Origin of the sequence: Pseudoxanthomonas sp. (genome assembly GCF_035999195.1) — a bacterium.
In the GTDB taxonomy this organism is placed as follows: Bacteria; Pseudomonadota; Gammaproteobacteria; order Xanthomonadales; family Xanthomonadaceae; genus Pseudoxanthomonas_A.
Window position 1 is genome coordinate 1916394 of the sequence record NZ_DASYGY010000009.1, and the last position, 14629, is coordinate 1931022.

Here is a 14629-nt window from a genome sequence, read left to right on the forward strand (position 1 = left end):
CCTTGAAGTGTAACGCACGCACCCCGCGCGGGACCTGGCTACGCAGGCGTATGGAGAGGACATTGCGTGCCTGTCCCGGGACAACCACCACACCAAAATCAGACCTTTCGCGTATTGCGATGCAGCACGCGGCGCGGGCGTATGATCGGCGTCCAGGGGAAGGCAGCGATCGGGATCGGCATGCGCAATGCAGTGCCCAACGATATCGTGCCAGTGCAGGATGCCGGTGCCGCGCACTGGCGCAGCAGCCTGCGCACGCGCATCGCGTTGTGGGCGGGCCTGGTCAACGTGGTGCTGCTGGTGCTGCTGGTGCTGGCGCTGGCGGGGTTCGCGCGCCGCATGATCCTGGAGGACGCGCGCCGCGACACCCACGCGACCGCGCAGGAAGCCGCCCAGCGGCTCGACGGTGCGCTGCACGTGGTGACCATCACCACGCAGGGCATGTCCGACCTGGTGGGCAGCGCGCAACTGTCGCCCGACGAACTGGTCACCACGCTGCGCGCGATGGTCAAGGCCACGCCGGGCTGCGCCGGCGGGCTGCTGATCCTGGAACCGCGCGAACGCGGCGATGTCGCCTTCGCCCGCTACGTGGCCAGCGACGGACGCGACCGCGACTTCGTCGCCGACGGTTATCCCTTCCGCGACCAGGGCTGGTACCAGCGCACCGTCGCCTCGCCCGGCGGCTGGTGGTCCGAGCCCTACCTCAACCGGACCGCCGGCGACGTGTGGATGGTCACCTACAACATGCCGCTGCGCGAACCCGGCCGCGGTGCGCGCACGCGCGGCATGGTCAGCCTGGACCTGCCGCTGGCCAGCCTGACCGACCCGATCGACTCGCTGGCGCACCTGCCCGGCTGGCGGGTGTCGCTGGTGGCGCCGGCCGGCACGCTGGCGCTGAATCCCGAGGTCGGTGTCGAGCGCCTGGAGACGCTGGACGACTACATCGCCCGCGCCGGTCGCAGCGACCTGCGCGAGGCCGCGCAGGCGGTGCGCGTGCGCGGTCACCTGCAGCACGTGCACGAAGACGCCATCACCGGCGAGCGGCGCTACACGGTGGTGGAACCGATCGGCGACAGCGGCTGGAGCCTGCTGGTGGCGCAGTCGTACGACCTGATCACCGATCGCCTGGCGCAGGCGCTGTGGCTGCTGGTGGCGATCGGCACGCTGCTGGCGCTGGTCTGCATGCTGGTGGTGAGCAAGCTCGCGCGCCACATCAGCCAGCCAGTGGAAGGCCTGTCGGCAGCGGCCGCGCGGCTGGCGCAGGGCGATTACGCCACGCCGGTGCCGCACGCGCAGCGGCGCGACGAGGTCGGCCAGATGGCACGCACGCTGGAGCACGCGCGCGGCTCGATCCGGCAGCAGCTGCGCGAGATCGAGGACATGACGGCGGCACGGCAGAAACTGGAGAGCGAGCTGTCGATCGCGCGCGAGATCCAGCAGGCGATGCTGCCGCCCGGCCGGGTGATCGACCGCGAGCACGCGCACCTGGAAGCCTATGCGCGGCTGGAACCGGCCAAGGCGGTCGGCGGCGATTTCTACTGCTTCATCCAGACCGATCCGGACGGCCTGTGGTTCGCCATCGGCGACGTCTCCGACAAGGGCGTGCCGGCGGCGCTGTTCATGGCGCGCACGGTCACCGTGCTGGAGGTGGCGGCCAGCCTGCATCCTTCGCCGGAGCGGGTGCTGGCCGAGGCCTCGCGCCGACTGGTGCAGGGCAACGACGCCTGCATGTTCGCCACCGTGCTGTGCGGGCGCGTGGACGTGCGCAGCGGTGCCTGCGTGCTGGCCAGCGCCGGCCACGACGCGCCGCTGCTGCTGCACGCCGACGGTCGCCACGAGGAGCTGCCGGTGCAGCCGGGGCCGCCGCTGGGCTTCGAGGTGGGCGATGTCTTCCCGCTGTGGTCCGGACAGCTGCCGGCCGGCGCCACGCTGCTGGCGTGGACGGACGGCATCACCGAAGCCTTCGATGTCGACAACGTGGCGTTCGGTCCCGAGCGCATTCCCGGCGCGCTGCAGCCCGGCGCCACCGCGCGCGAACAGTGCGAGGCGCTGATCGCCCGGGTTCACGCATTTACCGACCCGGCCCCGCAGTCGGACGACATCACCGCGCTGGCCATCCGCCGCCGGCTGGACAGCCCCTCCGCTTCCCCCGAAGCTCCGTCAACCCAGGAGACCGCCGATGCAGATGCGCCTCTTCATCCCGCGTGAGCACGCACGCGTGGACGACCTCAACGCCTCGCTGGAAGCCGTGCTGGCCAACAACGGCGTCAGCCGCGCCATCCAGGGCGACGTGCGGCTGATCGTCGAGGAACTGGCCAGCAACGCCATCGAGCACGGCGACCCGTCGCGCGTGGACGCGCAGGAACACGAGCTGTGCGTGGACATCGCCATCCGCGACCACCTGCTGACGCTGGAGTTCCGCGAGAGCGGCGCCCCGTTCAACCCGCTGGAACAACCGGCGCCGGACCTGGACGCCGACATCCTGGACCGGCCGACCGGCGGCCTGGGCCTGCACCTGGTGCGGCAGGTGGCCGAAATGGCCTCGTATCAGCGAATGGGTAACTACAACATCCTGCGCCTGTCCCTGCGCATCCCCACCGAGGAGACCTCCGCATGAGCCTGTCCATCGAGTTCCATCCTCCCGGCAAGGGCAGCCAGCGCGCCGACCTGCGGGGCCGCCTGGATACGCACACCTACGAAGACCTCGACGAGGCGCTGGCGCCGCTGCTGACCCGCCAGCTGCACTCGCTGGTGCTGGACCTGTCCGGGCTGGAATACATCAGCAGCGCCGGCATCCGCTCCATCTTCAAGGCGCGCAAGACGCTGGCGCCGCATGGCGGCAAGGTGCTGCTGGTCAATCCGCAGCCGCAGATCCAGAAGGTGCTGGACATGGTCAAGGCGGTGCCGCTCAACGAGATCTTCTCGTCCACCGCGGAAGCCGACGCCTATCTGGACCTGATGCAGCGCCGGGTGCTGGAGGCGGGCGAAGACGACGACTGAGCGTCGCCTTCGCGCCGCACGCTCACCTCACATTTGATTTACGATCCAGCCTCGCCTCCCTGCCTGCCCGGGCTCCCCCACCCGGCAGATCCGTTTCACCGAGATGCCCGATGACACTGGAGATTGAGGTCTACCCGCCGGTCAACGGCAACCAATACGTGTTGCTGTTCGGGCGGCTGGACACGCAGAGCCACGCGCAGCTCGACGAAGCGCTGGCACCGATGCTGGCCGCGCGCCCGCAGGCGCTGGTGCTGGACCTGGCGCACCTGCACTACATCAGCAGCGCCGGCGTGCGCAGCATCCTGAAGGCGCGCAAGGCGCTGGCCCCGCACGAAGGCCGCCTGCTGGTGGTGCATCCGCAGGAACAGATCCGCAAGGTCATCGAGATCGTGCAGGCCGTGCCGATGGACGAGATCTTCGAGTCCAGCGCCGATGCCGATGCCTACCTGGATGCGCTGCAGCGTCGGATCCTGGATGGCGAAGACGAGGGTTGACAGGTAAGAGTGATTGGGAATGTGGGAGCGACGTCAGTCGCGATGAGGCTTTACCGGTAGCCCATCGCGACTGACGTCGCTCCCACAACAGCCGAACGCCTGCCAAAGAAAACGCCCCATTCGGGGCGTTTTCTTTTCCTCATGCCGGATCGCTCAACCCGGCCCGTTGCGCTCGGCTTCGCGCTGCAGGCGGATCTGCGCATCGACCGCGGCGATGGCGGTCATGTTGATGACGCGGCGCGGCGTGGCGCTGGTGGTCAGGATGTGCACCGGCTTGGAGATGCCCATCAGGATGGGGCCGATCGCCACGCCGTCGGTCACCACGCGGACCATGTTGTAGGCGATGTTGGCCGCATCCAGGTTGGGCAGCACGAACAGGTTGGCGCGCCCGCTCAGCGTGCTGCCCGGCATGATGCGGTTGCGCAGGATCTCGTCCCACGCCGTGTCGCCCTGCATCTCGCCGTCGACGTTGAGGTCGGGCTTGCGCTTCAGCAACAGTTCGCGGACCTTGCGCATCTTCAGCGAACCCGGCGTCTCGTGGCTGCCGAAGTTGGAGTGCGACAGCAGCGCGATGCGCGGCTCGATGCCGAACAGCTTCAGGCGGTAGGCCGCCTGCAGCGTGGCTTCGGCGATCTGCTCGGCGGTCGGGTCGTCCTGCACGTGCGTGTCCAGGAAGAAGTACGCGCCCTGGGTGTTGATCACGCCGGTCATGGCCGAGGTCGACTGCACGCCCGGGTCCAGCGGGATCACGCTGCGCACGTAGCCCAGCTTCTTGTGGAAGCGGCCGACGATGCCGGTGATCATCGCGTCGGCTTCGCCACGCGCCACCATCACCGCGGCGATCAGCGTGGGCCGCGAGCGCATCAGGTTCTTCGCCGCCGCCGGCGTCACGCCGCGGCGCGAGGTCAGCGCGTGGTAGTGCTGCCAGTAGTCGTTGAAGCGCGGGTCGTCGTCCTGGTTGGTGAGCTCGAAATCGACCCCGGCGCGCATGCGCAGGCTCAGCCGCTGGATGCGCGCCTCGATCACGTCCGGCCGGCCGATCAGGATCGGGAACGCCAGGCCCTCGTCGATCACCGTCTGCACCGCGCGCAGCACGGTCTCTTCCTCGCCTTCGGCGTAGACCACGCGCTTCTTGTCGGCGCGCGCGCGGTCGTAGACCGGCTTCATCATCAGGCTGGTGCGGTAGACGAACTGGCCCAGCTTCTCGCGGTAGGCCCACATGTCGGGGATCGGACGCAGCGCCACGCCACTGTCCATCGCCGCCTGCGCCACCGCGGCCGCCACTTCCACCAGCAGGCGCGGATCGAACGGACGCGGGATCAGGTACTCGGGGCCGAAGCACGGCACGTCGTCGCCGTAGGCGCTGCCCAGGTCGGAGGCCTCGCGCCGCGCCAGCTTGGCGATGGCGTGCACGCAGGCGACCTTCATGTCCTCGTTGATGACCGTGGCGCCGACATCGAGCGCGCCGCGGAAGATGTACGGGAAGCAGAGCGCGTTGTTGACCTGGTTAGGGTAGTCGCTGCGGCCGGTGCCGATGATGACGTCCGGGCGCACGGCCTTGGCATCGGCCGGGGAGATCTCGGGATTGGGATTGGCCAGGGCGAAGATGACGGGCTTGTCCGCCATCGTGGCCACCATCTCCGGCTTGAGGATGCCGCCGGCCGACAGGCCCAGGAAGATGTCCGCGCCCTCCACGATCTCGGCCAGCGTGCGCTTGTCGGTGTCGCGCGCATAGCGCGCCTTGTCCGGGTCCAGGTGCGGGCGACCGGTGTAGATCACGCCGTCGCGGTCGAAGGCCAGGATGTTCTCCGGCTTCAGGCCCAGCGCCACCAGCATGTCCAGGCAGGCGATGCCGGCGGCGCCGGCGCCGCTGGTGGCCAGTTTCACGTCGCCGATCTTCTTGCCGATCACTTCCAGCGCGTTGACCACCGCCGCGCCCACGATGATCGCCGTGCCGTGCTGGTCGTCATGGAACACCGGGATCTTCATCCGCTCGCGCAGCTTGCGCTCGACGATGAAGCACTCCGGCGCCTTGATGTCTTCCAGGTTGATGCCGCCGAAGGTCGGCTCCAGCGAGGCGATGATCTCGACCAGCTTGTCCGGGTCGGTCTCGTCGATCTCGATGTCGAACACGTCGATGCCGGCGAACTTCTGGAACAGCACGCCCTTGCCTTCCATCACCGGCTTGCCGGCCAGCGCGCCGATGTTGCCCAGGCCCAGCACGGCGGTGCCGTTGGTGACCACGGCCACCAGGTTGCCGCGCGCGGTCAGCTCGCTGGCGGCCCTGGGATCTTCGACGATCGCCTCGCAGGCGTAGGCCACGCCCGGTGAATACGCCAGCGCCAGGTCGCGCTGGGTCAGCATCGGCTTGGTGGGAGACACCTTGATCTTGCCGGGCGGAGACAGGCGGTGGTATTCCAGCGCGGCCTGCTTGAAATCGTCGTTCGTCATTGCGGAAACGGTGCCTGTGATGAAGGCGGGGGAGCGGCGATTCTACCCCTTCCCCGCCGGGGCCGGACCCGGCCGGTTGCGGCGCTGCGTCACGCCATGGTCATGCATCGCCCGCTCACGGCGCGATGAAACGGCAGGTATCGCGTGCCTGCGACACGCGACCGCAGGTCTCCGCGAACGCGGTGGGAGCGGGCCGTTTGCCGCTGTCCAGCCACTGCTCGAGTACCCGCAGTGCGCTGGCGTACGTGGTGTCCTGCAGGCGGCTGTGGTCGCGCTCGTCGGTCAGCGCCTGCAGCAGCAGGTGGCCGCGGCCGGCGGCGTCCACGGTGGCCTTGTAGGCCGCCTCGGCCTGGTAGGACACGGTGGGGTCGTGGCGCGCGTGCACGGTGACCGTGGGCAGCACGATCAACCCGGACAGGTCGGCATCGTAGGCGAGCTGCGCGACGGCGGCGGGATCGGCGTGGAAGCGCTCGATGCCGGCGTTGAGTGCGGCGTCATCGCGCGAGCCGCGGTACTGCGTATTCGCATTGTCGAACGGATTGCGGCCGCCGAGCCGCTTCTGCACCAGATCCTGGAAGTGGAAGGTGCCCCAGGCGAGGTGTGCGACCAGCTGCTGCTCGGCCACGCCGGTGACGGCGAGGATGTCGCGCAGGTTCGCCGCCTGCGCCGGTGTGCGCTCCGCGGCCGGCCGGTCGACGCCGGTGCAGGCATCCACGCGCTTGCGCAGGTCGTCGCGCGTCATCTTCGCGCCGGCAGGCAGGCCCTGCCACAGCGGATACTGCGCTTCATCGGCGGCCGGATGGTTGCGGCAGTAGTACTGGTAGACCGCGCGCAGGTCCGCGCGGAAGCCGTAGCCGCGCGTGCCGCCGAACAGCAGGCCGTTGGTGGTCAGCACGCCGTCGTAGTTGGGGCGCCCGTCGAGGTCGAGCGCGTACAGTTCGGCCGCCTTCGCCACCACGTTGCCGCCCCATGACTGGCCATGCAGCAGCGTGCGCTCCGGACGACCCCAGCGCGACCAGAACACGCGACGGCTGACGTCCACATCGGCGGCCGCCATGCGCACGCCATAGCCGCCGCGGCGGTAGGTGCTGCCGATCCACGCATAGCCGCTGCGCACCATCACCGCGAAGCGATCGAGGTCTTCCGCCGAATCGCCCGCCTCCGGTGTACCGAGTCGCGGGCCACCGTGCGCGTGCACGATGAGCCGGCGGTTCCACGTGCGCGGCATCGCCACCAGCAGCCAGGCACCGTTGCCGTCCTGCGCCTCATGGCAATCGACCTGGGCGCCGACCGACGCGGGACAGGCGACCGGCGCGAAGCTCGTCACGCCGTCGGCATCGGCCGCCCCGGCAGGCAGGGCGGCCGTGCCGAGTACGGCGACCACGGTGGCGATCCAGCGACGGCTCATGCTTCGCATCGTGCCTGCGTCCTCCTCAGAACGAGCGGCTGATGTTGACGTACCAGTAGCGCCCCCACGGATTGTGCAGCGAACCGCGGTAACCGCCATCGGCCAGCGACGGGCCCTCGTCGGTCAGGTCGCGCACGCCCAGGCGCACGGCGGTGCCGTCGGCGAATCGGTACTGGCCGTAGAGATTGTGGGTCAGGCGCTGGTCGACCACCCACGGATCGCCCGAGATGCCCAGCAGCTGCGGTTGCTCGAACGAACTCATGTACTGCGCCGAATAGCCGACGCGCCAGGCGGACAGGTTCCAGGTCAGCGAGCCGCTGGCACGCCATTCCGGCCGGCCGTTCTGGCCGATCAGCTGGGTGGAGTCCGGCAACGGGGTCAGCGGATCGATGGTGCCTGCCGCGCGCGCCGCATACAGCGTGTTGACGATGTCGCCCGGATCGCGGGTGAACTCCAGCAGGCGCGTGGCATTGAGGTTGACCGAGAACGAACCGAAGCGCGTGCGCCGCAGCGACCAGTCCACGCCGAAGTCCAGGCCGCCGGCGGTCTGCGGCTGCAGGTTGATGAAGCGGTCGTTGATGGCGACCACGCGGCCCACCGGGTCGATGCCGGTGCCGGCGAAGGCGTCGATGTCTTCCTGCGTGGGCGCCTCGCGCACGACCAGCGGATTGCTGCCGCCGCCCACGCGTGCCAGGTAATCCACTGTCAGCGCGGTCTGCGCCCCCAGCAGGCCGACGATCTGTTCCTGCTTGATCTTCCAGCGGTCGACGGTGAAGGTGAAGTTGCCGAAGCGCTCGGGGATGAAGGTCGGCTGGAACACCACGCCGAACGAGGTGTTGGTGCTCTCTTCCGGCTCCAGGTCCGGATTACCCGCCACCAGCAGCGACGCGCCCGAGGTGCTCTGGCCGCATTCGCTGAACGAGGCGATGCGGCCGGCGCGCAGGTCGGCTTCGCAGCGGATGTGGTCCACGCCGCTGGCCAGGCGCGCGTACTGGGTGGCGTTGGTCTGCTCCAGGTTCGGCGCACGGAAGCCTTCCGAGTACGAACCGCGCAGGCGCACGCCGTCCACCAGGTCCCACGCCAGCGCCACCTTGGGCTTGGCGACCGAACCGAAGTCGGAATAGTGCTCGTAGCGTCCGGCCAGCTGCATGTCCAGGCGATGCACCAGCGGAATGCCCATGTCCTCGGACACCAGCGGCACCGCGAATTCGACATACGCCGAGCCGACGTTGCGCGAGCCGCGCGTGTCGGGGTTTGGGCTGACCGCCGCGACATTGCTGAGGTTGGTCTCGCCGGTGACCATGTCGGTGAACGTGTAGGTGCCGTCGAGGTTGGCGTCGCGGTCGTCGCGCTGCGTCTCGCGGCGCGCTTCCGCGCCGAAGGCGATGCCGACATCGCCGGCCGGCAGCGAGAACAGGTCGCCGCGGCTCATCTTGAAATCCGCCATCGTCAGCGTGGTGCGCGACTCGCGTACCAGGTCGAACACGATGCCGTCGATCGCCGCCTGCGAACTCGGCGAACAGTCGCCGTAGGTCGGCGTGGCCACGCAGCCGCCACTGAACGGGTTGTAGGCGTCCGGCGTGGCCAGTGCCAGCTGCTGCTGCAGCAGGGTCATGTTGATGTTGGGCGAACGGTCTTCGGCTTCGGCCTCGGAGTACAGCAGCGCGGTTTCCCAGCTCCAGCCGTTCCAGTCGCCGCGCAGGCCGGCGAGGAAGCGCGCCTGGTAGTTCTCCACGCGCACGCGCTGGAAGCCGGTGTCGACGTAGCGGTAGTTGCTCATCTGCACCGGCAGGCCGGCCGCCGGCACGCCGGTCAGCCCGGGCAGGCGGTTCGGGTTCGGCGTGCCGTCGGGCAGCGTGGCCGCGCCGAACGGGTTCCAGTAATTGGTCGCCGGAATCCACAGGCTGTTGAGGTTGACCACCGGCGGCTGCGTGGCCTCGCTGACGGCGTGATAGAAGCCGACCTCGCCGAAGGCCTCGACGTTGTCGCCCACGTCGTAGTGACCGGTCAGGAACAGGTTGATGCGTTCCACCGACGGCCGCACGCTGGTGCCGTAGCGCGTGTCGTAGCGCATCTCGCGGTTGGTGGTGTTGAAGTTGTGGTTGCCGCTGGCCAGGCAGAGATCGTTGCCCAGGCTGACGCCGCAGCCGAAGCTCGACGGCTGGATGCGGAACGCGCCGGCCGTGTTGGTCACCGCCGTACCGTTGGAGCGGATCACCGCGCGCGGGCCCACGCTCAGGCGCGCCCACGGCGTGTGCGAGGAACGGCCATCCAGCGCGGCCAGGCCGGCGAAATCCGGGTAGTCGGCGAACAGCGCACGCAGATCGTCGGTCGCGGTGAAATCCTGGTCCTCCGCCATCAGTTCCGAACGGTCGGTGTAGTTGACGAACGCCGACACATTGCCGCGGTCGAAGTTGCGGCCGGCGAACAGGTTGACCTCCCACTCGTTCATGCCGGTGCCTTCCGCACCGCCGTAGCGCGTGCTGGCGCTGACCCCGTCGAAGTCGGTCTGCAGCACGGTGTTGACCACGCCGGCCACCGCGTCGGCACCGTAGATGGCCGCTGCGCCATCGAGCAGGATCTCCATCCGGTCCAGGCCCGACACCGGCAGCGCATTCGAGTTGAAGCTCTGCACCGGCACGGTGCCGGTGTCGGACGTGCCCTGGCTGGTCGGGTGCTGCACCAGCCGGCGGCCGTTGAGCAGCACCAGCGTGTTGCCCACGCCCAGCGAACGCAGGTTGACCGAATTGACGTCGCCGCGCGCGGCATTGCTGGTCTGCGGGTTGTTGGATGCATCGAACAGCACGTCGCCCATCTGCGGGATGGTGCGCATCAGCTCGTCGCCGGAGATCGCACCGGCAGCATCGATCTGTTCCGCGCCCACCACCATCACCGGCAGCGCATCGGTCGTGGACGCGCCCTGGATATGCGAGCCGACCACGACCACCGCGTCGAGGTTGGTCGCCTCTTCGGTGGTGGCGGATTGCGGCACCGGTTCGGCCGGCGGCGTGGCGTCCTGTGCCGCCGCGGCGTGGATCACCGCCAGCAAGGCCAGTGTCAGGCTGCTGCGCAACGGGGCGCGGCGTGGATTCAAGGCATGCATCGTTCAGTCCCTCCTCTGAAGACGTGGTGTGGCCGGCGTCAGTCGGCCGTGAGTCGTGTCGGGTCGCCCGGGCCTGCGGCCGGATCCGGCGCGGCGGCGATCGGGGCGGATGGCCCGCCCAGCGCACGCGCCAGCGCATCGCGGTCCAGCGCGTTCTCCCAGCGCGCGACCACCAGCGTGGCCACCGCGTTGCCGGTGAAATTGGTCAGCGAACGGCATTCGCTCATGAAGCGGTCGATGCCCAGGATCAGCGCCATGCCGGCGACCGGCACTTCCGGTACCACGGCGAGCGTGGCGGCCAGCGTGATGAAACCGGCGCCGGTGACGCCGGCGGCGCCCTTCGAACTCAGCATCGCCACCAGCAGCAGCATGATCTGGTGGCCGAGGCTCAGCTCGGTGTTGGTGGCCTGCGCGATGAACAGCGCGGCCAGCGTCATGTAGATGTTGGTGCCGTCGAGGTTGAACGAATAGCCGGTCGGCACGACCAGGCCGACGACGGACTTCGACGCGCCGGCGCGCTCCATCTTCTCCATCAGCGACGGCAGCGCGGATTCGGACGACGACGTCCCCAGCACCAGCAGCAGTTCGGCCTTCAGATAGCGGATCAGGCGGAAGATCGAGAACCCGCACCACCACGACACCAGGCCGAGGACGACGATCACGAACAGCAACGAGGTGATGTAGAACGAGCCGACCAGCCACGCCAGGTTGACCAGCATGCCCACGCCGTACTTGCCGATGGTGAAGGCGATGGCGCCGAACGCACCGATCGGCGCGGCACGCATCAGAATGTGGACCAGGCGGAACACCGGCGTGGTCAGCGCCTCCAGCAGGTTCAGCACCGGACGGCCCTTCTCGCCGACCAGCGCCAGCGACAGGCCGAACAGCACCGCCACGAACAGCACCTGCAGGATGTTGTCGCCCACCAGCGGGCTGACCAGCGTCTTCGGGATGATGTCCATCAGGAAGCCGACCAGCGACAGCTCGTGCGACTTCTGCACGTAGTCCTGCACCGCGGACTGGTCGAGGTCGGCCGGGTTGATGTTCATGCCGGCGCCGGGCTGTACCACGTGCGCGACGACCATGCCGATCACCAGCGCCAGCGTGGAGAAGAACAGGAAGTACGCCATCGCCTTGGCGAACACGCGGCCCACCGTGCGCAGGTGGGTCATGCCGGCGATGCCGGTGACGATGGTCAGGAAGATCACCGGCGCGATGATCATCTTCACCAGCTTGATGAAGGCATCGCCCAGCGGCTTCATGGATTCGGCCAGCGCCGGCTCGAAATGGCCCAGCAGCGCGCCCAGCACGATCGCCACGATCACCTGGAAGTACAACTGCCTGTAGAGCGGCTGCTTCGGTGGCGGCACGAAAGGCGTATCGGCCAGATGCATGGCGGAACTCCGGGGCGGATGGCGTCGCCCACGGGATCGGGGCCGGCATGTTGTACCCCTGCATCGCCGCGGTACCGATAACCTATTGGTACTAGCCGCCGCGCACGCAGCGGCGCCGCCGTAGACTTGCGCCATGCTGCGCGCCCGCCGCCACCGCCTGATCCTGCTCGCCGCGCTGGCGATCCTCGGCGGTACCGCGCTGGTGATGGCGCTGGCCTACCACTGGGCCGGCGCGCGTGCGCAGCGCGCCGAGACCGCGCAGCTGGATCGCCAGCTGGACCTGCACGCGCAGGCGCTGCAGCAGCGCATCGACCGCTACCGCACGCTGCCGCAGGTGCTGGCGCAGGATCCCGACCTGCGCGCCGCGCTGACCGCGCCGGTCGACGATGCGCGCCGCAACGCGCTGAACCGGCGGCTGGAAGACGCCAACAGCGTCACCCGCTCCTCCACGCTGACGCTGATCGACCGCCGCGGCATCGCACTGGCCGCCAGCAACTGGCGCGAGCCCACCAGCAACGTCGGCGAGGACTACAGCTTCCGGCCGTACGTGAAGCAGGCGCTGCGCGACGGGCGCGGCCAGTTCTACGGCATCGGCCTGACCACCGGCGAGCCCGGCTACTTCCTGTCGCAGGCGATCGCCGGCGACGACGGCGAGGTCACCGGCCTGGTGGTCATCAAGATCGAGCTCGACGCGCTGGAACAGGAATGGCTGCAGACCCCGGACATCGTGCTGGTCAGCGATGCGCACGGGGTGATCTTCCTGGCCAGCCAGGATGCCTGGCGCTATCGCACGCTGCGGCCGCTGACCGATGCCGACCGCCGCGAGCTCACTGCCACGCGCCAGTACGCGCGCCAGACCCTGCGCCCGCTGCAGGTGCAGGACCTGTCGGCGGCTGAGGAGGGCGCGCGGCGCGTGCAGCTGCGCGATCCCGCGCTGCCCGGCGCCGTGCTGTGGCAGTCGATCGCGCTGCCGGCCGAAGGCTGGCAGCTGCATCTGCTGCACGACGCCTCGGCGATCACCACCGCCGGACGCAGCGCCGCGCTGGCGGCCGGCGGCGGCTGGCTGGCGCTGGCGTTCCTCGCACTCTTCATGCAGCAGCGCCGCCGCATCGCCCTGCTGCAGCGGCGCAGCCGTGAGGAACTGGAAGCGGTGCTGCAGCAGCACGCGCAGGAACTGCGCACGGCGCAGGACGGCATCGTCGAAGCCGCGCGCTCGGCCGACGCCGGCCTCAGCCGCAGCCTCGAACACCTGCCGCAGGGCGTGGTGATCATCGACGCCGACCTGCGGCTGGTGGCATGGAACTCGCGCTACATGGAGCTGTTCCGCTTCCCGCCCGACCTGATCCACGTCGGCCGGCCGATCGAGGACGTGTTCCGCCACAACGCGCGCCGTGGCCTGCTGGGACCGGGTCCCATCGAAGACGCCATCCAGCGCCGCCTCGACCACCTGCGCAGCGGCAAGCCGCACATGCGCGAGAGCGAGAAGGAGGACGGCGTGGTGCTGGAGATCCGCGGCAATCCGCTGCCGGACGGCGGCTTCGTCACCAGCTACGCCGACATCACCAGCTACAAGAACGCCGCGCGCGAACTGCGCTCGCTCGCCGACGCACTGGAACACCGCGTGGAGGAGCGCACGCGCGCACTGGCCGAGGCCACCCGCGCCGCCGAGAACGCCAACCGCTACAAGACACGTTTCGTCGCTTCCGCCGTGCACGACCTGCTGCAGCCGCTGAACGCCGCGCGCATGTTCGTCTCCGCCTTGCGCGGCCGCCTGCACGACGACGACGCGCGCCGCATCGCCGACCATGTGGACAATGCGCTCGCCGCGCAGGACGCCATCCTCAACAGCCTGCTCGACATCGCCCGGCTGGAATCCGGCGCGCTGCCGACGCGGGTGCGCGATTTCGCGCTGGCGCCGCTGCTGGACACGCTGGCGCGCGAGTTCGGCATGGCTGCGTCGGAGCGCGGGCTGATACTGGACAGTGTGCGCACGCGCGCCGTCGTGCGCAGCGACGAGGCGCTGCTGCGCCGCATCCTGCAGAACTTCCTCTCCAACGCGATCCGCTACACCCCGCGCGGGCGGGTGCTGCTGGGCGTGCGCCACACCGGTGATCGCATGCGCATCGAGGTGCACGACCAGGGGCCGGGCATTCCGGAGAGCCTGCAGGCGGAGATCTTCGAGGAGTTCCGCCGCCTCAACGACGGCGTGGCCAACGACCGGGGCGCGGGCCTGGGCCTGGCGATCGTGGAACGGATCGGCCGTCTGCTCGGCCACCGCATCGGCCTGCGCTCGCACCTGGGGCGCGGCAGCGTGTTCTGGGTGGACCTGCCGCGTGGCGTCGCCGGCGCCGTCATCGCCGATGCGACATCGCCACCGGCCGAGGTCGACGATGGCTCGCCATTGCGCGGCCGCCACGTGTGGTGCGTGGACGACGACCCGCGCGTCTGCGACGCCACGCGCGCGCTGCTCGAGCGCTGGGAATGCGAGGTCGGACTGGCGGCCGGTCCCGACGCCGCGCTGGAGGCGGCGACCGCCGGCGGATCGCCCGACCTGCTGCTGCTCGACGTACGCCTGGGCGACACCGACGGACCGACGCTCTACACGCGCCTGTGCGAACGCTGGGGGAGTGCGCCGCCGGTGATCCTGGTGACCGCCGAGCGCGACGAGGCGCTGCGCGCGCTGGCGCTGGAGCGCGGCTGGGGTTTCCTGGCCAAGCCGGTGAAGCCGGCGGCATTGCGTGCGCTGATGACCCAGCTGCACGTGCGCCGCGCGCGCTGA

Annotated in this window: 9 protein-coding genes; 5 read left to right on the forward strand and 4 right to left on the reverse strand. The window is 69.5% G+C overall.

Annotated elements, in window-relative coordinates:
- The first annotated feature begins 180 nt into the window (after positions 1–180).
- The 4 genes from VGN58_RS16010 to VGN58_RS16025 all read left to right on the forward strand — a co-directional run bounded on the left by VGN58_RS16010 (position 181) and on the right by VGN58_RS16025 (position 3494).
- On the forward strand, positions 181–2208 hold the full coding sequence (locus VGN58_RS16010; RefSeq protein WP_327484168.1) for a SpoIIE family protein phosphatase: 2028 nt from the start codon (positions 181–183) through the stop codon (positions 2206–2208).
- Positions 2180–2617 carry an ATP-binding protein gene (locus VGN58_RS16015; protein WP_327484169.1) on the forward strand — a complete coding sequence of 146 codons (438 nt, stop codon included), beginning with the start codon at positions 2180–2182 and terminating at the stop codon, positions 2615–2617. Before VGN58_RS16010 ends, VGN58_RS16015 begins: the two co-directional genes overlap by 29 nt.
- Positions 2614–3000, forward strand: a complete 387-nt coding sequence (locus VGN58_RS16020; protein ID WP_327484170.1) for an STAS domain-containing protein — start codon at positions 2614–2616, stop codon at positions 2998–3000. The genes VGN58_RS16015 and VGN58_RS16020 overlap by 4 nt, the downstream gene beginning before the upstream one ends.
- Positions 3001–3110: 110 nt before the next feature.
- Complete coding sequence (locus tag VGN58_RS16025) at positions 3111–3494, forward strand: STAS domain-containing protein (protein ID WP_327484171.1); 384 nt, start codon at positions 3111–3113, stop codon at positions 3492–3494.
- A gap of 153 nt (positions 3495–3647) precedes the next feature.
- Here the strand turns inward: VGN58_RS16025 and VGN58_RS16030 are convergent, their stop codons facing one another.
- From VGN58_RS16030 to VGN58_RS16045, 4 genes are all read right to left on the reverse strand, one after another.
- Positions 3648–5945, reverse strand: a complete 2298-nt coding sequence (locus VGN58_RS16030; RefSeq protein WP_327484172.1) for an NADP-dependent malic enzyme — start codon at positions 5943–5945, stop codon at positions 3648–3650.
- A 115-nt stretch (positions 5946–6060) separates the two neighbouring features.
- Complete coding sequence (locus VGN58_RS16035; protein ID WP_327484173.1) at positions 6061–7353, reverse strand: hypothetical protein; 1293 nt, start codon at positions 7351–7353, stop codon at positions 6061–6063.
- Between the two features lie 25 nt (positions 7354–7378).
- Entirely contained in the window at positions 7379–10447 is a 3069-nt protein-coding gene (locus tag VGN58_RS16040; protein ID WP_327484174.1) for a TonB-dependent receptor plug domain-containing protein, read from the reverse strand.
- A 47-nt stretch (positions 10448–10494) separates the two neighbouring features.
- The gene (locus tag VGN58_RS16045; RefSeq protein ID WP_327484175.1) at positions 10495–11850 is read right to left on the reverse strand and encodes a dicarboxylate/amino acid:cation symporter; all 1356 of its coding nucleotides are present in this window, start codon (positions 11848–11850) and stop codon (positions 10495–10497) included.
- A gap of 136 nt (positions 11851–11986) precedes the next feature.
- Between VGN58_RS16045 and VGN58_RS16050 the strand changes: the two genes are divergently transcribed.
- A complete protein-coding gene (locus VGN58_RS16050) occupies positions 11987–14629 on the forward strand; it encodes a hybrid sensor histidine kinase/response regulator (RefSeq protein ID WP_327484681.1) in 2643 nt (880 codons plus the stop codon).